This is a genomic window from Methylorubrum populi, assembly GCA_036946625.1.
Classification (GTDB): domain Bacteria; phylum Pseudomonadota; class Alphaproteobacteria; order Rhizobiales; family Beijerinckiaceae; genus Methylobacterium; species Methylobacterium populi_C.
The window spans coordinates 1,335,440-1,355,012 of the sequence record JAQIIU010000003.1; the positions used below are offsets into that span (position 1 = coordinate 1,335,440).

A 19,573-nucleotide genomic window follows, 5' to 3' on the forward strand; every position below is an offset into this window, starting at 1 on the left:
TCAGGCCCGGGCCGTCTGGACGCTCATGAGCGTCTCGGCATCGATGCCGTCGGCGGTGTCGCCGAAGAGGGCCAGCACGGGCGCGCCGGCGGTGTTGTTCTGCGCGTCCCAGATCGCCGCGAAGCGGCGCACGAAGGCATCGACCTTGGCCGGGTCCTGGAAGCGCGCGATGTCGATCTTGTCGGCGAGCAGCGCGGCGCGCTTGGCCAGGGCCTCGCTCGTCGCCGCGCCGCTAGTGGCCGGCAGGCCGATCACGGTGTTGGCCACCTGGCTCAGCGCTGCGTCGCCGAGGATGTCGTAGGCGCTCGTCAGCGTCGCGGCCTTGCGGGCGAAGTAGAGCGCGAGGCGCACGCCGGTATCCGCGTCGCCCGCGTCGCTCTCCAGCGACTGGCGCAGGTAGGCCTCGGTGACGGTCTGCGCCATCGCGTCCGGCCCGAGATCGGTGCCGAAGCCGACATCGGCCGCGCGCTTGTCGGAACCGGAGAGCGGGACGTTGCGGATCGCCAGGGTGCGGTTCGCCCCGCTGCCGCTCACCAGGGTGTCGGCGTTCGGACCCGAGCCGCCATAGGCGCCGTCGGCCCCGAGATCGGTCAGGCCGGTGGTCTCGAAGAACAGGCTGCCGTCGGCGGCGAGCCCGGCCTGGACCTTGCCCTTGAGGGAGGAGGCCTCGATCTGCGCGGACACGGCGGCGGCGATCTCGCGCGGCGTCACCTTCGACAGGTCCTGCACCCGGCCGGCGAGCGTCTGCGCGTTGAGCCGGATCGTCACCGATTGCGTCGTCGCGGCATCGATGCGGGATTCCACGAGGAAGCTCGCCTCGGCCGGGCCGCTGAAGTCGTAGGCGTCGGCCAGGAGCTTCGGCGCGCCGAGCGAGGCGGCCCGGGCCGCCGTGCCGAAGCTCGCCGCGTCGGCGCCCGAGGCCGAGAGCCCCCGATCGAAGCTGAAAGCCCGGGCGAAGGCGGTGTAGCGGTCGTCGGCCAAGCGGTTGGCGAAGCTCGTCGTGCTCGAAGTTCCTTCCGCCACCACCTTGCGCATGAACGCCTTGGCGTAGGTCATCTCCTCCAGGCCGTAGGCCTTCATGGCGTAGGCGTAGAGGCGCTGGTCGCCGAGCAGGTCGTCGATCGATTTCACGCTGCCGATATGCGCCTCGTAATAGGCGGTCTCGCGCGCGACCGCCGGCTCGGCCGCCTTCCGCTTGAGCGAGGCGGTCAGGTCCTTGGCGATCAGCCGGTAGCTGGTGAGCGTGTCGGTCACGGGCGGCGCCTGAGCGGGAGCGCGGGGGGACGGCGGCCATCGGGGCGGCCGGTGGTGAGGGCAGGATCCGAGCCCGGCTCTAGGGCGGCTCGCTTGTCCCAGGCTTGCCCGATTCCTTGTTGGGTCCCTTGCTCGCGTCCTTGCCCACGCCGGCTGCCGCGCAGCGATGTCGTCATGGCGCGGCCGGGCCGATGATCGTCTCGGTGGTGATGACGACCCAGCCCGCACCGGTCCGGCGGATCGACAGGACGCGCCCCGCGCCGGGCAGTTCGCTGCCGAGGGAGGCGGCGAGCCGCCCCCCGCTTCCCTCCAGGGTCGCGACCCCGTCGGCGACGCCCCGCAGGGCGTAGGCGCCCGCGGGCGGCGGTGCCGGCCGCTCCGAGGCGGCGGGGGACGCGGCCACCGGGCGGTCAGGCAGCGAGCCCGTGGTGACGGGGTCGAAATCCGGATCGGCGAGACGGCCCTGCGCCACGGTCTTCTTCCAGGCGAAAGCGGTGGGGCCGGCGGGCAGCACCGCCTGGACGTCGTAGCCGTGGGTGCCGGTGGCGATGCCGTAGCCGGCGAAGCCCGTGGCGGTCAGGGCGAGCAGGACGAGGCCGGCCAGAACCGCGCGCTCGCGTCCCGCCTCGCGGGCGCGCCGGGCGGCGACGCTGCCCGCCAGCGGCCGCGGTGCCGGCACGAGGGGCTGTACGAGGGGCCGTGGAGTCCGGCCGGAGGAGAGGCGCCGTGCGGCGTGGGGCGTCATGCGAGTCTCGAGCGCCCGATCCCGAGGCGGCCGGCGACGGGATGGCGCGGCGCGTCCGATCGTCATCGGGGTTCACGACATGTGAAGGTTTATGCTTGACGCGAAGTTAACGCTGTCGCGCGACAGCCTTCGCCGCCTCATCGACAGCGCCGCGGCCGGTTGTTAAGCCGGAGCGTGGGAGGCGCCGGGGCGAGCATGGACGATCCGCGGGAGAGTGTTTCGCGCGAGTCCGGCGCGCTCGCGGTGCGGGCGGGCAAGCGCTACCGCGTGGTGCAGCAGGGCCGCATCGTCCTCGGCCCCGAGCGGCTTCTGGCCTGCACCGTGCGCGACCTCTCGCACCGGGGCGCCAAGATCCACGTCGCCGCCGCGCACGATCTGCCGGAAACCTTTCCCCTCGTCATCGCCGCCCACGACCTGCGCACGGTGACCGTCCGGCTGCGGTGGCGCCGGGGCGATCTCGCCGGCGTCACCTTCGAGGCCGGGGCGGCACCTTCTCCACAGATTCGCGGAACGGCTGTGGAGGGCGCGGGCGGGACGGTCCCGGCCCGCCCCGCTTAATCGCTTCGTAACGGGCTCGGGCCATTCTCCGCCCATCGCGAGGCGCTTCCCGCAACCCATGCCGGGGCGGCTTCCGAGAACAGGCCAGCGGGTGGCGTCGTCAACGGCGCCACGGACATGATGTCGGTCCGCTGATCCGGTGCGAGTCCGGAGGTGTGATGCGCGGCGCCACGGGCCCTCACGGGCCTGCCGCGGCCCTCTCGGGGGGCCGCGCGGCCGCACCGGTGCGAGTCCGGTCCTGAAGAACCGTCCCCTCTCCCTTGCCGGAAGTCTGATCCGTGACCAGCCTGCTGACCAACTCCGCCGCGATGACGGCACTGACGACGCTCAAGTCGATCAACACCAACCTCGACGCCACCTCGAACCGCGTCTCCACCGGCCAGCGCGTCTCGAACGCCGCCGACAACGCCGCCTACTGGTCGATCGCCACGACCGTGCGCACCGACAACGCCTCGCTCTCGGCCGTGAAGGACTCCCTCGGCCTGGGCTCCTCGGCGGTCGACACCGCCTATAACGGCCTGAACTCGATCCTGTCCGACCTGCAGAACATGCGCGCCAAGCTGCAGACGGCGCTGCAGCCGGGCGTCGACCGCTCCAAGGTGCAGACCGAGATCGCCGCGCTCCAGAGCAAGATGAAGGCGACCGCCGACTCGTCGAACTCGTCCGGCCAGAACTGGCTCTCGGTCAACTCCTCGGCCAGCAACGCCGCCTACAAGGCGACGCAGAACGTGGTGGCCGGCTTCGCCCGCACCAGCACCGGCGCGATCACCTTCTCGCAGATCACCATCGACGTGCAGAGCATCCGCCTCTACGACACCAACTCCACCAGCGTCACCACCGCGGCGACCAACGCCCAGGTCGTCGGCGCCACCGCCCTGACGGGCACGGCCGCCTTCCGCCCCAACGACGCCATCGCCGCCAACCGCGGCACGGCCGATTTCAGCGGCACCAACGAGGTGGGCTTCACCCTGACCACGGGCGCCACGTCGGTGACCGTGCGGCTCAACGCCGACACGCTGAAATCGGCGGCCAAGGATCTCACCAAGGTCACGACCGACGAGTTCCTGAGCGCCTTCAACAACCAGATCGCCGCCTCCGCCCTCAACGGCGCGGTGACGGCGGCTCTCGACAGCGCCGGCCGCCTGACCTTCTCCACCTCGGCGACCGGTTCGGCCACCGGCCTGAACGTCGCGGTGGCGCCCGCTTCCGTCCCGACGAAGACCCTGATCGACGCCGGCTTCGGCACCGTCCCCGACGTCGCCTCGGTGACCGGCGGCGCCTACACCAACCTGGACACCTCCACGGCCAAGGTCATCACCATCAACGACGGGACGACGGTCAAGACCATCACCCTGAACGCGGCCTCCTACACGGCCCTCGGTGCGGCGGCCACCTCGACGGGCAACAACGCGGTCAACGGCGCCGACGCGGCGGCGATGATCAACGCGCAGCTCGCCGCGACGGGGACGGGGACCCCTCCCGGTGCCAGCACGGTGAGCGCGAGCTTCGCGGGCGGCAAACTCACCCTGACGAACGCGGTGACGGGCAATGCGATCACCCTCGGCGGTGCCGACGTGGCCGGCTTCGGCTTCACGGCGGGGGCGACGGCCGCTCCGACCGGCCGGAATGCCTCGGGCACCAATGCCGGCACCACGCAGGCGCAGGGCATCCTCGACACCAACGTCGGCACCTACACCACGCCCGGCGCCGGGACCGGCTACTCGATCGCCAGCCTCGACATCTCGAAGCTCGTCGGCACCACCGGCGACACCGATCTCTCGGCGATCATCACCGCGGTGGACAAGGCGATCGCCAAGGTCACCGATGCCGGCACGAAGCTCGGCGCCGGCAAGACCCAGATCGACGGCCAGAAGTCCTTCGTCGACACCCTGATGAAGGCCAACGACCGCACCATCGGCATCCTGGTCGATGCCGATGTCGAAGAGGAGTCGACCAAGCTGAAGGCGCTCCAGACCCAGCAGCAGCTCGCGGTCCAGACGCTGTCGATCGCCAACAGCTCGACGCAGAGCATCCTGTCGCTGTTCCGCTGAGCCCGGCGGCGGGCCCGTCCCTCGCGGACGGGCCCGCACCGACACGCGAAAGGGCCGCGCTCGCACCGAGCGCGGCCTTTTTTCGATTTCGACGTTCGGTGCGGAATTCTCAGCCGACGCGAGATTCTCAGCCGACGAAAGTGTAGCCCGCCATCCGCTTGGCCTCGATCGGGTCGTGGCCCAGCCGCATCCGCAGCTTCTTGCGCAGCTTGCTGATGTGGCCCTCGACCACGCTCTCCTCCACCTCGGTGTCGCGCTCGCTGTAGACGGCGGAAAAGATCTGGCCCTTGGTCACCTGCCGGCCGCGGTTCTTCGCGAGGTATTCGAGGATGTGCCGCTCGCGCCGGGGCAGGATCAGCGGGCAGCCGTCGATCTCCGGGTCGCGCCCGTCGGCGAACACCTTGAGGCGGCCCTCCCGGTCCGGGGCCGGAGCGGGCTCGGCACCCCGGCCGGTGCGGCGCCGGATCGCGCTCGCCCGGGCGATGATCTCGCGGATGTGGACGGGCTTGCGCACCACGTCGTCGATGCCGGCGGTGAACAGCGCCAGGGTCTGCTCCAGGGAGCGGGTCTCGTTCAGCGCGATGATCGGCGCCCGGCTGAGCGAGCGGATCGCCACGGTGCAGGAGGCGCGGTCGCCGCAATCGCCGATCAGGAAGCCGTCGATCGCCTCCACATCGATCCGAGACGCGGCGTCGAGCCAGCCCTTCATGGTCTCGGCGGCGAGCCCCTGCGCCGGAACCCCCTCGGTGCCGAAGCCGGCGACGTAGTGATCGGTCACGCTCTGCCGCTCGTCGATGACGATGTACATCTTGCGACACTCGAAGACGTGCGAGCTCGTCGCGGCGAGCGCGGTCGTTCGCTGCGCGCCGCTCGGACCCGTCGGATTGGGGGATGATCTGTCGAATGCGGCGTTAGGCCGGAGGAAGAAGGGACGCGGTGATCGCCCGCGGCTCTTCCTTGCCGGTGTTAAGCATCATTTGACGTTCGTTAGCTTTTTGTCTGGAATGGTTAACGACCGGTTAAGGGGCCGGCCGCGCGTTAGGAGTTCGGCAGAGTGACCCGGACGCTCGTGACAGATCTGCCACACTGTGACGGAACGGTCGCGCTTTGATCGCGTATCGTCGCGCGCCGGCCCCTTGACCGCTGGAGGGACACGGTCTCGAACGGCGGCTCGGCTCCGCCACGAGGATTCTTCCATGCCGTCGCTGTCCACCCTGTCGTCCGAGGCCCTGTCGGAGCTCCGCTCCGGCCTGCGCGGCGAGTACGAGGCTCTGAAGGCGCAGGGGCTCAAGCTCGACATGACCCGCGGCAAGCCCGCTTCCGACCAGCTCGACCTCGCCGCCGGGATGCTGGCCCTGCCCGGCAACCGCGACACCACGGCGGAAGACGGCACCGACGCGCGCAACTACGGCAACCTCCAGGGCCTGCCCGAGACGCGGGCGCTGTTCGCACCCGTGCTCGGCGCGCCGCCCGAGCAGGTCGTGATCGCCAACAATTCGAGCCTCGCGCTGATGCACGACGTGCTCGTCTACGCGCTGCTGAAGGGCGTGCCCGGCGGCGAGCGTCCGTGGTCGAAGCAGGAGCCGATCGCGATCCTCTGCCCGGTGCCCGGCTACGACCGGCACTTCACCCTGTGCGAGGGCTTCGGCATCCGCATGATTCCGATCCCCATGACGGGGGCGGGGCCCGACATGGACGCCGTCGAGCGCGAGGCCGCCGATCCGTCGGTGAAGGGCATCTGGTGCGTGCCCCAGTACGCGAACCCGAGCGGCGAGACCTATTCCGACGAGACCGTGCGGCGGCTGGCCTCCCTGAAGGCGGCCGCGCCCGATTTCCGCATCCTGTGGGACAACGCCTACGCGGTGCATCACCTCACCGAGGCACGGCCGGCGCTCACCAACATCCTGGAGGCCTGCGCGGAAGCCGGACACCCCGACCGGCCGATCGTGTTCGCCTCGACCTCGAAGGTGACGCTGGCCGGCGCCGGCCTCGCGATGCTGGCCGCCTCGCCCGCGAACGTGAAGTGGTATCTCGCCCAGGCCGGGCGCCGCAGCATCGGTCCGGACAAGCTCAACCAACTGCGCCACGTCCGCTTCCTGCGCGACGCCGCCGGGATCGGTGCCCACATGGAGCGCCACCGCGCCCTGATCGCCCCGAAATTCGCGGCCGTCGAGCAGGCGTTCTCCGCCCGCCTCGGCGGTTGGGAGGTGGCCCGCTGGAGCCGACCGCTCGGCGGCTACTTCGTCACCCTCGACGTGACCGACGGCACCGCGGCGCAGGTGGTCGGGCTCGCGGGCGAAGCCGGCATCGCCCTGACGCCGGCCGGGGCGACGCACCCTTACGGCCGTGACCCGCACGACCGGACCCTGCGCATCGCGCCGACCTTCCCGGGGCTCGATGCCGTGCGCAAGGCGGCGGAGGCGGTGGCCTTGTGCACGCTGCTGGCGGCGGTGGAGGCGCGGGCGGCGGGTTGGTAGGACACTCCGATTCCGTCATTGCGAGGCGAAGCCGAAGCAATCCAGCGCGCTGCCGTTTCCGGAAAAGTCGCGCCGCTGGATCGCTTCGCATCCGCTCGCGATGACGGCGGAGACGGGTCGATCGAGAGGCCGCCCTCACACCACCACGGTGATCGCCTGCGCCGCCCGGGTCAGGCCCGTATAGAGCCAGCGGGCGCGGTGCTCGCGGAAGGCGTAGGACTCGTCGAACAGCACCACCTTGTCCCATTGCGAGCCTTGCGCCTTGTGGACGGTGAGCGCGTAGCCGTAGGTGAACGCGTCGGTCTCGCGGCGCAGGAACGGCGGGATCTCCTCCTCCGAGCCCTCGATCACCTGCCGCAGCACCTTGATGTCGACGGCGCGCCGCCGCACCGCCGGGTCGTCCTCGGGCACGATGTCGAGGCGGATCGTGTCGGGGCGGGGCGGCGCGCGCAGGGCCTGCACCGTCCAGGTCGAGCCGTTGAGCAGGCCCTTGGTGCGGTCGTTCCTCAGGCAGACCAGCTTCTCGCCGACCGAGGGCATCGGGTCGGTGTGGCCGGCGAGCTCCCGCAGGCGGTTGTTGTAGAGGCGACGCGTCCGGTTGAGGCCGACCAGCACCTGATCGCAATCGAGCACCTGGGCCGGGTCGATGTCGCGGCGGCGGATCACCCGGCTCTCGCCGTACGCGCCGACCTCCAGGCGTCCGCCTTCGCGGATCGTCATCGCCATGCGCACGATCGGATCGTCGGCGGCCTGTCGGTGCACGTCGGTGAGCATCACGTCGGGCTGGCCTTCCGTGAAGAAGCCGCCGCCGCGCACCGGCGGCAACTGCGCGGGATCGCCCAGGACCAGCACCGGCTTGTCGAAGGAGAGGAGGTCGTGGCCGAGATCGGCATCGACCATCGAGCACTCGTCGATGACGATGAGGTCGGCCTTGGCCGCCGGGCCGGCGCGATTGAGGCTGAAGGTCGGGCCGCCCTCGTCGCCCTCCTTGGTGCGGTAGATCAGCGAGTGGATCGTCGCCGCGTCGTGGCAGCCCTTCTGGCGCATCACCGAGGCCGCCTTGCCGGTGAAGGCGCCGTAGACGACCGGGCCGTCGACGTCGTCGGCGAGGCGGCGGGCGAGCGTGGTCTTGCCGGTGCCGGCATAGCCGAACAGGCGGAAGACCTGGGAGCCGCCCTCCTTGCGCCAGCGGGCGATCGCTTTCAGCGCCGCATCCTGCTGCGGGGCGAACCGGGTGGGAACGGACTCGGCCATGGCGTCACGTCGTCAGCGGGTGGGCGGGCCGGCGGCCGGGCTTTCTCGGAGCGGATTGGACCGGCGATATCCCATTTCCATCCGCACCGTGAGGTGCCGGAGCGCAGCGAAGGTCTCGAAGGGGAGTTCCAGGGATCGCGCGGAGCCTGGAACACCCTTCGAGACCGCTCACGCGGCGCCTCAGGATGAGGGTGAGGGTAGGAGACTCGCGATGATCGGACAGGCTTTCACGGCCAGCGCACGGTCGGCGGCAGCGAGGACAGGATCGAGGCGACGTTGCCGCCGGTCTTCAGGCCGAAGATGGTGCCGCGGTCGTAGAGCAGGTTGAACTCGACGTAGCGCCCGCGCCGCACCTGCTGCTCTTCCCGGTCGGCCTCGGTCCACCCTTGGGCGAGGTTGCGCCGGACGATCTCGGGATAGGCCTTGAGGAAGGCTTCGCCGACATCGCGGGTATAGGCCAGGTCCGCCTGCGGCTCGCCGGTCCAGTGATAATCGTAAAAGATGCCGCCGATGCCGCGGGGCTCGTTGCGGTGCTTCAAGTGGAAGTACTCGTCGCACCACGCCTTGTACTTCGCGTAGTCCACGGCCGGCGCGTGCGCCTCGCAGGCCGCCCGCAGGCAGGCGTGGAAGAACTGCGTGTCCGGGTCCTCCTGCGTGCGCCGCCGGTCGAGCACGGGGGTGAGGTCGGCCCCGCCGCCGAACCACGCCTTCGTCGTCACGACGAAGCGGGTGTTCATGTGCACCGTCGGAACGTTCGGGTTCCAGGGGTGGACGATCAGCGAGAGGCCGGTGGCGAAGAAGCGCGGGTCCTCGGCCGCGCCCGGCATCTGCGCCCGGAATTCCGGCGCGAACGCGCCGTGCACCGTCGAGACGTGGACGCCCGCCTTCTCGAACACGCGGCCCTTCAGCATCGCCATGACGCCGCCGCCGCCGGGCACGCCGCTATGGTCCGTGCGCTGCCACGGCGTCTTCTCGAATGTGCCCGCTTCCCTCGGGGCGTCCGGGTGGAACGGGCCCTCGGCCTCGCTCTCCAGCGCTTCCAGTGCGGCCACGATCCGGTCGCGCAGGGTGGAGAACCACGTTCCCGCCTCGCTCTTCAGCGCGGCGAGGTCGTCGTCGGGTGAGGGGAGGGTGGATACCGTCGCGTCGGCCATGGACAGGCTTTCCCACCCGAGGCGCGATCCGTCAATTCGGGGTCAGAACTTGTAGGCCAGGCTGCCGAGGATCGTGCGCCGCGTGCCGACGAAGCAGTCGCCGCGGGCGAGGCAGGTCGAGAGGTACTGGGTGTCGGCGATGTTGGAGACGTTGAGCTGCGCGCGCCAATGCGCGTCCTCCCAGCCGATCACCGCGTCGGCGAGCGTCACCGCGGGCGTGTCGAAGCTGTCGATCGAGCCGTCGAAGGACTCGCCGATGTGGCGCACGCCGCCGCCGACGAGGAAGGTGCCGGGCAGGTCGGACAGGGTGAAGCGGTGCGTCACCCAGAGCGAGGCGAGGTGCAGCGGCACGGTCTCGACCCGGGCCCCGGCCAGGTCGCCGGAGACGTAGCGCGCGTCGGTGTAGGCGTAGCTCGCGATGATGTTGGTGTCGTCGTCGATCGTGGCGATGGCCTCGATGTCGCCGCCCTGGATGGCGACCCGGCCGGTCTGCACCGAGAGCACGCCGCCGCTCGGATCGGAGGAGAGCCGGTTGCGCTCCACGGTGTCGTAGATCGAGCCGTTGATCGCCAGCCACGGCGTCGGGTTGTACTTGAAGCCGCCCTCGATCTGCTCGCCCTCGATCGGCCGGCAGGTGCCGGTCGCGCAGACGCTCGCTCCGAAGATCGGGGTGAAGGAGGTCGCGTAGGAGACGTAGGGCGTGAGCCCGTTCTCGAACGCGTACATGAGGCCGATGCGGCCGGTGGTGGCCTCGTAGACCTGGGTGTCCGAGCCGCGCGTCGTGCTGTTCACCCAGTCGTGCCGCACGCTGGCGAGCAGGATCCACGGGCCGAGGCGGGCCTGCTCCTGGAAGTAGAGGCCGGTCTGGTTCTGCGAGACGCCGGCCTCGCCGACCAGCGGTTGCTGCGCCACGGGGGTGTAGACCGGCGCGTACAGGTCGAACGGGGTGGAGTCGATGCCGAAGGCCGAGCGTCCCCGCTCCCATTGCTGGCGGAAATCGACGCCCGCCAGCACCGTGTGGCTGATCGGGCCGGTGTCGAAGCGCCCCTGCACGTTCGTGTCGGCGGTGATCCGGTCCTTCACCGTCTCGCGGCCGTAGACGTAACGGTCGACCGTGCGGCGCGCCGGATCGAGGAACGGCGCATTCGGCAGGCTCGCGCTCGGCGTCAGGGTATAAACGTTGCCGTAGGCCGTCTGGTAGACACCGTCGATGTGGCTGTAGCGCAGGCTCTGCCGCAGGATGAGGCTGTCGTCGAAGCGGTGCTCGAACAGGCTGGTGATCGAGCTCGTCTCGGTCTCGTACCGGTTGTAGCGCGGGTCGCCCGTGAAGCGGCTGAAGGGGATGAACCCGTTCGGGCCGGCATAGAGCGTGCCCTCCCGCGGCAGGAAGGAATCCGATCCGCCGAACGCGTCCTTCTGGTGCAGCCCGATCAGGGTCCAGCTCGTGTCCGCGTCCGGCCGCCACGTGATCGACGGGTTGATGACGTAGCGGTCGTTGGTCACGAAGTCGGTCTGCGCGTCGGCCAGCCGCCCGACCCCGACGAAGCGGTAGAGGAACTGTCCGTCCTGGGTGAGCGGCCCGGTCGTGTCGACCATCGACTCCTTCCAGCCGAAATTGCCGAACCGGACCCCGACCTCGCTGTAGGGCACGTCGAGGGGGCGCTTCGAGATCAGGTTGACGAGGCCGCCCGTCGGGCTCGAACCGTAGAGCGTCGCGGCCGGGCCGCGCAGCACCTCGACGCGCGAGAGCGTGTAGGGATCGGGGCGCGGCTCGTTGAAGGAGGCGTCGGCGTCCCGCAGGCGCAGGCCGTCGAGGAAGATGTCGGCGGTCGAGCCGCGCACGCGCGCATAGTCGCCGCGGGTGCTCGGGCCGTAGCCTTCGCCGACGACGCCCGCCGCGTAGCGCAGGGTCTCCTGCACGCTCGTGGCCGCCTGCTCGCGGATCTGCTGCTCGCCGACGACCGTGATCGATTGCGGCGTCTCGGCGATCGGCGTGTCGGTCTTGGTGCCCGTGGCGCTGCGCTTGGCGACGTAGCCGGAGACGGGACCGAAGGCGCTCTCCGCGCCGGTGCCCGATCCGCTCAGGCCCGCGCGGCCCTGGCCCCGGCTCCGCCCCTCGACGCTCAGCGTCTCCAGCGTGACCGATTCCTGCGCTCGTGCCGCGCCCGGGTGGCCGGTGCCGGACGCACCCAGGAGCACGGCGGCCACAGCGTAGCTGGGGCGGATACGCAACGCATTCGACATTCGAGAATCCAAGGTCCATCCGTTCTTCGCTTGCGGCTCAGCTAGAACGAGACGCCGGACTCCGCAACACAAGTAATGTTTCTATAAATATAACAGTTATAATGTGAGCAGATCTTGAGAAGAGGTTTCAAGGTGAGGGACTGCGGTCGGGAAGACTCCACCTCTCAGAGCCATGCCTTTTAAGGTGTTTTCTTAGCCATTAGCTTGGCCTTTTCGAGGACCCTGGCGGTGGCGACGTGTTTTCGGGCCGTAGCCGCCGCTACATAGGGCTTGTCGACCTTGCGCTTGGGACCACGCGGGCTGGTTGCAATCCGCCCTGGGTCGACCCGCTCCGCCAAGGCGAGCAAGCGGGCCGCGACGCTCGCCGCATCCTCCTGGCCCGTCAACACAGAGCCGTGTCCGAGCGCCACCATCAGCCCCTCGTAGCCGGCACCGATCTGACGGCTCAGGTGGAACACCGAGACCCGCGGCTCGGGCCCGTGCACCTGCTCGATGCACGCGCTCAGCAGGCTCAGCACGTTGTGGGCCAGAACGGCAGCGGCAAACCCCAGCAGGGCCGCCCGCGGACGACCCAGGCGACCGGCCTCGCTGTGCAGCACCCGTTCCATCTGCAGGAACAGACCCTCGATCCGCCAGCGTCGCCGATACACCTGCGCGATCTGCGCCGCACTGACGCTCGCCGGCAGGTTGCTCCACAGCCAGATCGTCCGGTCTCCCTCCGTCGTTGGCGCCGTCAAGCTCAGCGCGATGCGCCGCCACGCATCGCCGCTCCCCTCCAGCGTAATGCTCTGCTCACACAGTGTGCCGGTCTCGCAGGAGCCGCACGCCTGCCAATCCCCCTGCGCGCCCAGGCGGGGATGGTTGCCGTGCCGACGCACCACGAAGTGGCTGCCTGCCTCAACCAGACCCTGCAGCCAGGTCCGGACACAGAAGTGCCGATCGGCGACCCAGACCTGACCGGGCGCGGCAGCGTCCAGGAGGGCCCGGGCCAGCGCCCGTTCGTCGGCATAAGCATCTTCGGCCGCCACCAGATCGACGGCCAGGCCGGTATCGGGATCGTAGACGACCAGGGTCTGCCCCGGCAGGGCGGCGCCGCGATGCGCGCGCAGAGGCTTCAGGCGCTTGTCGCTGCCGGGCAGATGGTTGCCGTCCAGCACGCGCAGTGCGTAGCCCGGCAGGCTCGGATGGCCGGTGCCCGCCGCGGTCATCACCGGGGCCAGTCGGGTCGCGCTGCCGCGCACGAGGGCGCGCAGCAGGTCGGGCTCGGTGCGGTTGACCTTGTCGTAGAGGGCGGGCAGCGAGACGGTCAGGTCTTCGGCTTCGCGCGCAGCGGCGTGCAACGACGAGCGCAGGCCGAGAGCGACGAGCATCGTCAGCCTGACGACAGTGGAGAACAGCAACTCCCGCGTGTATTGCCGCTGGCGATGCTGCTCGAACACCTCGTCGATCCAGCCGGCCGGCAGCGCGTGTTCCAAGGCCGTGCGGGCCATCAGGCTCGTCGGCGCATAGTTCTCGAACCGTTCAATGACGGCAGACCAGACTGGATCGGATCCTTGCAATGCTTCGCTCATTGCAAGGATATAGTTAATATAAACGAACCTTAAAAGGCATAGCTCTGAGAGCCTGTTTGACCAGCCGATGTGTCTTCGTCAGGCAACGGCAAGGCGAGAGGGAAGCCCTGCTCCCATCCTGAAACCCTCATCCTGAGGTGCCGGAGCGCAGCGGAGGCCTCGAAGGGTGCTCCAGGAATCGCGCGGGATCTGGAGCATCCTTCGAGGCCGCTCAAGCGGCACCTCAGGATGAGGGTGGGGATGGGATCACCGCAGTCAAACAGGCTCTGGCAGCGCCCCTTCGACGGGGCCGCAAAGGCTCATCCGGCGTGACCTGCCGTTCCGATCGAGCGAAGGAGCGGCAGCGCCGCGTCGGCTCTCAAGGCTTCCGCTTCTTCTGCCCCTTGGCGGGCCGCGGACACAGCGTCGCGCCGGCCACGGTGCCGAGCAGTGCGGCAAGGACGAGCCGCCATCCTCCGCGATGCCGGGGCACGGCAGCCTGATCGTCGCTCATGTGCCGCTTCGTCCTCATCCCCGGGCAACGCCGGCCGGCACCGCCGGTTCGCGACGATCCTCCCGCGTTGCCTCGGGCGGCGGCGGCGGCCTATAAGCGGGGCTCCCGCCACATCCCGCGCGGCGTCGAGGATCCTCTCCGATGGAGGAGCCCTCCGCCGGCACGAACGAGAAGACGATCCCGCCATGGCCGGGCATTCCCAGTTCAAGAACATCATGCACCGCAAGGGCCGCGTCGACGCGGTCCGCTCGAAGGTGTTCAGCAAGCTCGCCCGCGAGATCACGGTGGCGGCCAAGCTCGGCACGCCCGACCCGTCGATGAATCCGCGCCTGCGCGCCGCCATCCTCGCGGCCCGGGCCGAGAACATGCCCAAGGACAACATCGAGCGCGCCATCAAGAAGGCCGCGGGCAACGACGGCGAGAACTACGAGGAGATCCGCTACGAGGGCTACGGCCCCGGCGGCGCCGCGCTGATCGTCGAGGCGCAGACCGACAACCGCAACCGCACCGCCTCCGACGTCCGCTCGGCCTTCACCAAGTCCGGCGGCAGCCTCGCCGAGACCGGCGCCGTCGCCTTCCTGTTCGATCGGGTCGGCGTGATCGCCTTCGCTCCCGACGTCGCCGACGCCGACACGATGCTGGAGGCCGCCATCGAGGCCGGCGCCGACGACGTGCGCTCGGACGCCGACGGTCACGAGGTCACCTGCGCCCAGGACGCCTACGGCGAGGTGTCGAAGGCGCTGGAGGCCCGCTTCGGCGAGCCGCGCCGCACCGGCCTGATCTGGAAGGCGCAGAACGCGATCGATGTCGACGACGAGACCGGCGAGAAGCTGATCCGCCTCGTCGAGGTGATCGAGGACCAGGACGACGTGCAGAACGTCTACGTCAACTTCGCGCTCTCCGACGCGCTGGTGGAGAAGATGGGCGCCTGAGGCGCCTTTTCCCGAGCGCGAACATCCCATCCAACCCCTCATCCAGAGGTGGCCGCGTCAGCGGCCCTCAAGGGATCTGCCGTTCGGCTTCGTCTACTGAGCCGACCTCCGCTACGACGCGCCGCTCTCCGACGAGAACCACCACAAGTCCTACGGCTACTTGGCATCCCGGAGTTTTCGGAGGCCGTGGCCGCGTTTCTGGACCGGGAGGGGAGGGCCGGACGGGCGGCCGCGGTTGCTCCGGCCGAGATGTCGGGCGCTGCCGTCATCGCGAGGCGAAGCCGAAGCGATCCAGCGCGCCGCACCGTCCGGATCGGTCGCGCCGCTGGATCGCTTCGCATCCGCTCGCGATGACGGAGAGCGTTCGTCCGCATCGTCGAGACGGCAAGAGCCGAAGCCTCGCGATGACGGGCCGGCTTCAGGCCAGCCGCCGCCGCCGCTCCACCAACTGCATGATGATCGGCGTCAGGATGAGCTGCATCGCCAGATCGAGCTTGCCGCCGGGGATGACGATGGAATTGGCCCGGCTCATGAAGCTGTCGTGGATCATCGAGACCAGATAGGAGAAGTCGATTCCCTTCGGGTCCTTGAAGCGGATCACCACCATCGATTCGTCGGCGGTCGGTATCCAGCGGGCGATGAAGGGGTTCGAGGTGTCGACCGTCGGCACCCGCTGGAAGTTGATGTCCGTCCACGAGAATTGCGGACAGATCGTCTGCACGTAGTCGGGCATCCGCCTCAGGATCACGTCGGTGACGGCTTCCGTCGAGTAGCCGCGGGTCGAGCGGTCCCGGTGCAGCTTCTGGATCCATTCGAGGTTGATCACCGGCACCACCCCGATCTTGAGGTCGGGATAGCGGGCGAGATCGACGTTGTTGTCGACCACGCAGCCGTGCAGCCCCTCGTAGAACAAGAGGTCCGAGCCCGGCTGGAACGGCTCCCAGGGGGTGAAGGCACCCGCGGCCACGCCGTAGCGGGCCGCATCCGCCTCGTCGTGGGCGTAGTGCCGGGTGCGCCCGGTGCCCGACTCGCTGTAGCTGCGAAACACCTCCTCCAGCTCGGGCAGGAGGTTGGCGCGGGGCGCGAAGTGGCTCAGCGTCGGCTCGTGCGCCATCATCGCGCGCATGGTGTCGCGGTCGAAGGCGTGGAAGCCGTCGCCCTCGATGTAGACGGCGCTGACATCCTCCCGGCGGAAGATCTGCTCGAAGGTGTTGCGGACCGAGGTGGTCCCGGCCCCCGAGGAGCCGGTGACCGAGATGATGGGGTGACGCGCCGACATGGCTTTTCGGGGCTGAACGGCGACGGCTCTAGCTGCGCATCAGGCCGCGCTGGCCGAACAGGGGCGAGCGGCCGGCGCTGGGCTGGCGTCCGTCGTAGTACTTGCCCACGCATCCGACCTCCTCGGTCGAGCCGAACACCAGCGGCGAGCGCTCGTGGATCTTGGCGGCCACCCGGTCGAGGATGCGGCCCTGGCCGTCGGTGGCGCCGCCGCCCGCCTGCTCGATCAGGAGGGCGATCGGCGCGGTCTCGTAGAGGAGGCGCAGGCGCCCTTGCGCGTAGCCCTTCCGGTTGTCGCCCGGATACAGGAACACGCCGCCGCGGATCAGCACCCGCTGCGCGTCCGCCACCAGGGCGGCGGTCCAGCGCATGTTGAAGTCGCGGTCGAGCGGGCCTTCCGAGCCGCGCAGGCAATCCTCGATGAAGGATTTCACCGGCCCGTCCCAGTGCCGGACGTTCGAGGCGTTGATGGCGTACTCGTTGGCGCTGGGCACGATCGTCAGCGCGTCGTGGGTGAGGCGGAACACGCCCGCCGCCCGGTCGAGGGTGAAGATGCGGGTGCCGTTGCCGAGCGTCACGACGAAGGTGGTGGCCGGGCCGTAGACGACGAAGCCCGCGGCCGTCTGCGTCGTGCCCGGCGTGAGGAAGGAGGCGTTCGCGTCTTCGATCCCTTGGCCCCGCGTCACCGGGCGGATGCCGAAGATGGTGCCGACCACCATGCCGACGCCGATGTTGGAGGAGCCGTCGAGCGGGTCGATCGCCACCGCCAGCGGCGCGTCGGCCTTCAGCGTCACCACGTCCTCGGCCTCCTCCGAGGCGACCTGCGCCACGGGGGCCTCTTCCAGCGCCTGCATGAAGCGCTTGTGGGCGATCACGTCGAGGGCCTTCTGCACGTCGCCGTCGCTGTTGTGCTCGCCCTGGGCGGCGAGGTCGCCGGCCAGGGCCCCGCGGCCCACGGTCTCGCTCACGTCGATCGCGGCGGCGGCGAGCGCCCGGATCGTGGCGGCGGTGTCGGCGAGCGAGGCGTCCCGCGCGACCTCGGCGTCGAGATGATCGTCGAGGGATGACCCGTTGGGCTTCGTCATCGTCTTAAGGTTCGCTCCCGTCGCGGCCGCGCCGGATCTCAGGTCCTGCGCGCCGTTCTTGCCGGCCATGCACGCCGTGCTGCGTGCGGCCTCTTCCTCGGCCATGATACGCTGCCGCGAGGCGGCTGCGCCAGACGGCAGGGGAAGGTCGTCGAAGATTTTCTAAAAAAACTTGTGGCGCTACGCAAAAAAACTAAAACGAGGCATGCGCAATCTCTCGCTCAAGCAGCTTCAGGCGGTCGCCGCGGTGGCGCGGCTCGGGACCATGACGCGGGCCGCGCAGGAGCTCAACGTCACCTCCGCCGCGCTCTACGCGCGCATCCGCCAGCTCGAGGAGGAGGCCGGCCTCCTCCTGTTCGACCGGACGCCCACCGGCCTCAAGCCGACCGATGCGGGCCGCGAGATGCTGTGGGCCATCAACAGCATCAACACGGTGCTGGAGACCTGTACCGACCGCCTGCGCACCTTGAAAGGGGGCGGCGGCGGCCGGGTCGGCCTCGGCGTGGTCTCGACGGCGAAGTATTTCGCGCCGCTCGTCATCGCCGGCTTCATGGAGAGCCACCCGAAGGTCGAGGTCTCGCTGACGGTCGGCAACCGCCAGGACACGATCGAGGCCCTGCGCAACTACGAGATCGATTTCGCGATCATGGGGCGCCCGCCGCGGGACTTCGCCATCGAGGCGGAGATCTTCGGGCCCCATCCCCTGGTGCTGATCGCCGCGCCCGACCATCCGATGGCCGGACGGCGCGGCCTGATCCGGGCGGATCTGGCGGAGGAATCCTTCCTCGTGCGCGAGGAGGGGTCGGGCACCCGCTCGGTGTTCGAGGAGTTCATGAGCGGCGTGATGATCCGCCGGGCCAAGCTCGGGATCGATTCCGGCTCGAACGAGACGCTCAAGCAGGCGGTGATGGCGGGCCTCGGCATCGCGCTCCTGTCCGGCCACTCGGTGGCGGCGGAGGTCGAGAGCGGGCGCCTCGCCCTCCTCGACGTGGAGGGCCTGCCGATCCGGCGCGACTGGTACGTGGTGCGCCGGGCCGACAAGGTGCTCGGACCCGCCTCCGACGCGTTCTGGGACTATCTCGTGCGGGAGGGACGCCGCTTCCTGCCGAGCATCCCCGGCGGCTTCTTTCCGGAAAGTGCCGTTCCAAGCCCCTTGCCCAGCCCCTTGCCCAGCCCCTCGCCCGGCCCGTCGGTCAAGGCGGTCCGCAGCCCCGCCGAGGCCGGTGAATGAGCGGCCCGATGGACGGGATCGTCATCGTCGGGGCGGGGCAGGCCGGCTTTCAGGCCGCGGCCTCGCTGCGGGAGGCGGGGTTCTCGCACGATCTCACCCTGATCGGCGAGGAAGCGGCGCTGCCCTACCAGCGGCCGCCGCTGTCGAAGGCCTACCTCGCCGGCAAGACCGATGCCCGCGGCCTCCTGCTGCGCCATGAGCGTTTTTTTTGCCGAGCACCGCATCGTTCATCGGCCCGGGACGCAGGTGACCGGGATCGACCGGGCCGGGCGCCGCGTGCGGCTCTCGGACGGGCAGAGCCTCGCCTACGACCACCTCATCCTCGCCACCGGCACCCGTAACCGGACGCTGCCGGTGCCGGGCGCTGACCTTTCCGGCGTGCGCCAGCTTCGCTCCCTCGACGATGCCGACGCCCTGCGCGCGGCGATCGAGGGCGTGCGCCGCATCGTCGTGGTGGGGGCGGGCTTCGTCGGTCTCGAATTCGCGGCGGTCTGCGCTGCGCGCGGCCTGTCGGTCACGGTGATCGAGGCGGCCGGGCGCGTGATGGCGCGGGCCGTCTCGCCCGAAACCTCGCAGGCCTTCCGCGCCTTCCACGAGGAGGCCGGGGTCACCTTCCTGTTCGGGACGGACGTCGGCGCCATCGAGGGGGAGGACGGCCGGGCCGTGGCCGTCCGCACCGCCGACGGGCGGAGCCTGCCCGCCGACCTCGTGCTCGTCGGCATCGGCGTGGTGCCGAACCAGGAACTCGCGGAAAGCGCGGGATTGCCGGTGCGGGACGGCATCGAGGTCGACGCCTTCCTGGCGACGAGCGACCCGGCGGTCTCGGCCATCGGCGACTGCGTGCGTTTCCCGACCCGATTCGCGGCGGGAATGCCCGGCGGCGACCGGGTGCGCATCGAGTCGGTGCAGAACGCCGTCGATCAGGGCCGCTGCCTCGCGGCACGCCTCACCGGACGCCCGGTCGCCTACGACGCGGTGCCGTGGTTCTGGAGCGACCAGGGCCCGCGCAAGCTCCAGATCGCCGGGCTCGCCGCGCCGGGCGACACGAGCGTCCTGCGCCGGTCCGGCGCCGGGTTCTCGGTGTTCCGCTTCCGCGACGGACGGTTGAGCGCCGTCGAATCGATCGACCGCCCGGCCGACCACATGGCCGCACGGCGCCTGCTGGCCGCCGGCAGGCCGCTGACGCCGGAGCAGGCCGCCGATCCGGGCTTCGACCTCAAGGCGCTGGCGACCGCCTGAGGCCGGG

The 19,573-nt window shown here is 70.1% G+C and carries 15 protein-coding genes and 1 pseudogene; 6 read left to right on the forward strand and 10 right to left on the reverse strand.

The features are described 5' to 3' along the window. Both PGN25_17725 and PGN25_17730 read right to left on the reverse strand, forming a co-directional pair. A complete protein-coding gene (locus PGN25_17725) occupies positions 1-1,254 on the reverse strand; it encodes a DUF1217 domain-containing protein (protein MEH3119362.1) in 1,254 nt (417 codons plus the stop codon). Between the two features lie 172 nt (positions 1,255-1,426). Beyond that, positions 1,427-1,999, reverse strand: a complete 573-nt coding sequence (locus PGN25_17730; protein ID MEH3119363.1) for a hypothetical protein — start codon at positions 1,997-1,999, stop codon at positions 1,427-1,429. A 195-nt stretch (positions 2,000-2,194) separates the two neighbouring features. Here PGN25_17730 and PGN25_17735 point away from each other — a divergent pair, with 195 nt between their 5' ends. Both PGN25_17735 and PGN25_17740 read left to right on the forward strand, forming a co-directional pair. Next, positions 2,195-2,557: a PilZ domain-containing protein gene (locus PGN25_17735; GenBank protein MEH3119364.1), complete on the forward strand. Its 363-nt coding sequence runs from the start codon at positions 2,195-2,197 to the stop codon at positions 2,555-2,557. Between the two features lie 278 nt (positions 2,558-2,835). Further along, positions 2,836-4,608, forward strand: coding sequence for a flagellin (locus PGN25_17740; GenBank protein MEH3119365.1), 1,773 nt, complete (start codon positions 2,836-2,838; stop codon positions 4,606-4,608). 127 nt (positions 4,609-4,735) lie between these two features. Here the strand turns inward: PGN25_17740 and PGN25_17745 are convergent, their stop codons facing one another. Then, positions 4,736-5,416: a response regulator transcription factor gene (locus tag PGN25_17745; protein ID MEH3119366.1), complete on the reverse strand. Its 681-nt coding sequence runs from the start codon at positions 5,414-5,416 to the stop codon at positions 4,736-4,738. 388 nt (positions 5,417-5,804) lie between these two features. Here PGN25_17745 and PGN25_17750 point away from each other — a divergent pair, with 388 nt between their 5' ends. Further along, entirely contained in the window at positions 5,805-7,085 is a 1,281-nt protein-coding gene (locus tag PGN25_17750; GenBank protein ID MEH3119367.1) for an aminotransferase class I/II-fold pyridoxal phosphate-dependent enzyme, read from the forward strand. Between the two features lie 135 nt (positions 7,086-7,220). On the opposite strand, the gene PGN25_17755 is transcribed toward PGN25_17750, so the two are convergent. The 5 genes from PGN25_17755 to PGN25_17775 all read right to left on the reverse strand — a co-directional run bounded on the left by PGN25_17755 (position 7,221) and on the right by PGN25_17775 (position 13,801). Next, positions 7,221-8,339, reverse strand: a complete 1,119-nt coding sequence (locus tag PGN25_17755; GenBank protein MEH3119368.1) for an ATP-dependent RecD-like DNA helicase — start codon at positions 8,337-8,339, stop codon at positions 7,221-7,223. A gap of 227 nt (positions 8,340-8,566) precedes the next feature. Beyond that, on the reverse strand, positions 8,567-9,493 hold the full coding sequence (gene hemF / locus PGN25_17760) for an oxygen-dependent coproporphyrinogen oxidase (GenBank protein ID MEH3119369.1): 927 nt from the start codon (positions 9,491-9,493) through the stop codon (positions 8,567-8,569). A gap of 42 nt (positions 9,494-9,535) precedes the next feature. After that, on the reverse strand, positions 9,536-11,725 hold the full coding sequence (locus PGN25_17765; protein ID MEH3119370.1) for a TonB-dependent siderophore receptor: 2,190 nt from the start codon (positions 11,723-11,725) through the stop codon (positions 9,536-9,538). 191 nt (positions 11,726-11,916) lie between these two features. Further along, positions 11,917-13,227, reverse strand: coding sequence for an IS4 family transposase (locus PGN25_17770; protein MEH3119371.1), 1,311 nt, complete (start codon positions 13,225-13,227; stop codon positions 11,917-11,919). Between the two features lie 439 nt (positions 13,228-13,666). Continuing rightward, positions 13,667-13,801 (reverse strand): hypothetical protein, encoded by a 135-nt coding sequence (locus PGN25_17775; GenBank protein ID MEH3119372.1) that lies wholly within the window; start codon positions 13,799-13,801, stop codon positions 13,667-13,669. A gap of 185 nt (positions 13,802-13,986) precedes the next feature. Between PGN25_17775 and PGN25_17780 the strand changes: the two genes are divergently transcribed. Continuing rightward, on the forward strand, positions 13,987-14,733 hold the full coding sequence (locus PGN25_17780) for a YebC/PmpR family DNA-binding transcriptional regulator (GenBank protein MEH3119373.1): 747 nt from the start codon (positions 13,987-13,989) through the stop codon (positions 14,731-14,733). Between the two features lie 418 nt (positions 14,734-15,151). On the opposite strand, the gene PGN25_17785 is transcribed toward PGN25_17780, so the two are convergent. Then, complete coding sequence (locus PGN25_17785) at positions 15,152-16,012, reverse strand: phosphoribulokinase (protein ID MEH3119374.1); 861 nt, start codon at positions 16,010-16,012, stop codon at positions 15,152-15,154. A 28-nt stretch (positions 16,013-16,040) separates the two neighbouring features. After that, on the reverse strand, positions 16,041-17,096 hold the full coding sequence (locus tag PGN25_17790; protein ID MEH3119375.1) for a class 1 fructose-bisphosphatase: 1,056 nt from the start codon (positions 17,094-17,096) through the stop codon (positions 16,041-16,043). 205 nt (positions 17,097-17,301) lie between these two features. Between PGN25_17790 and PGN25_17795 the strand changes: the two genes are divergently transcribed. Then, complete coding sequence (locus PGN25_17795) at positions 17,302-18,327, forward strand: LysR family transcriptional regulator (protein MEH3119376.1); 1,026 nt, start codon at positions 17,302-17,304, stop codon at positions 18,325-18,327. Beyond that, a pseudogene (locus PGN25_17800) lies at positions 18,324-19,566 on the forward strand (FAD-dependent oxidoreductase). Before PGN25_17795 ends, PGN25_17800 begins: the two are co-directional and overlap by 4 nt. Positions 19,567-19,573: the final 7 nt, after the last annotated feature.

Excerpts from the sequence above, each read along its gene's own strand:
- PGN25_17790 (MEH3119375.1), bottom strand. The coding sequence starts at position 17,096 with ATGACGAAGCCCAACGGGTCATCCCTCGACGATCATCTCGACGCCGAG.
- hemF (MEH3119369.1), bottom strand. The coding sequence starts at position 9,493 with ATGGCCGACGCGACGGTATCCACCCTCCCCTCACCCGACGACGACCTC.
- PGN25_17730 (MEH3119363.1), bottom strand. The coding sequence starts at position 1,999 with ATGACGCCCCACGCCGCACGGCGCCTCTCCTCCGGCCGGACTCCACGG.
- PGN25_17770 (MEH3119371.1), bottom strand. The coding sequence starts at position 13,227 with ATGGCCCGCACGGCCTTGGAACACGCGCTGCCGGCCGGCTGGATCGAC.
- PGN25_17735 (MEH3119364.1), top strand. The coding sequence starts at position 2,195 with ATGGACGATCCGCGGGAGAGTGTTTCGCGCGAGTCCGGCGCGCTCGCG.
- PGN25_17745 (MEH3119366.1), bottom strand. The coding sequence starts at position 5,416 with ATGTACATCGTCATCGACGAGCGGCAGAGCGTGACCGATCACTACGTC.
- PGN25_17780 (MEH3119373.1), top strand. The coding sequence starts at position 13,987 with ATGGCCGGGCATTCCCAGTTCAAGAACATCATGCACCGCAAGGGCCGC.
- PGN25_17795 (MEH3119376.1), top strand. The coding sequence starts at position 17,302 with ATGCGCAATCTCTCGCTCAAGCAGCTTCAGGCGGTCGCCGCGGTGGCG.
- PGN25_17750 (MEH3119367.1), top strand. The coding sequence starts at position 5,805 with ATGCCGTCGCTGTCCACCCTGTCGTCCGAGGCCCTGTCGGAGCTCCGC.
- PGN25_17755 (MEH3119368.1), bottom strand. The coding sequence starts at position 8,339 with ATGGCCGAGTCCGTTCCCACCCGGTTCGCCCCGCAGCAGGATGCGGCG.
- PGN25_17775 (MEH3119372.1), bottom strand. The coding sequence starts at position 13,801 with ATGAGCGACGATCAGGCTGCCGTGCCCCGGCATCGCGGAGGATGGCGG.
- PGN25_17785 (MEH3119374.1), bottom strand. The coding sequence starts at position 16,012 with ATGTCGGCGCGTCACCCCATCATCTCGGTCACCGGCTCCTCGGGGGCC.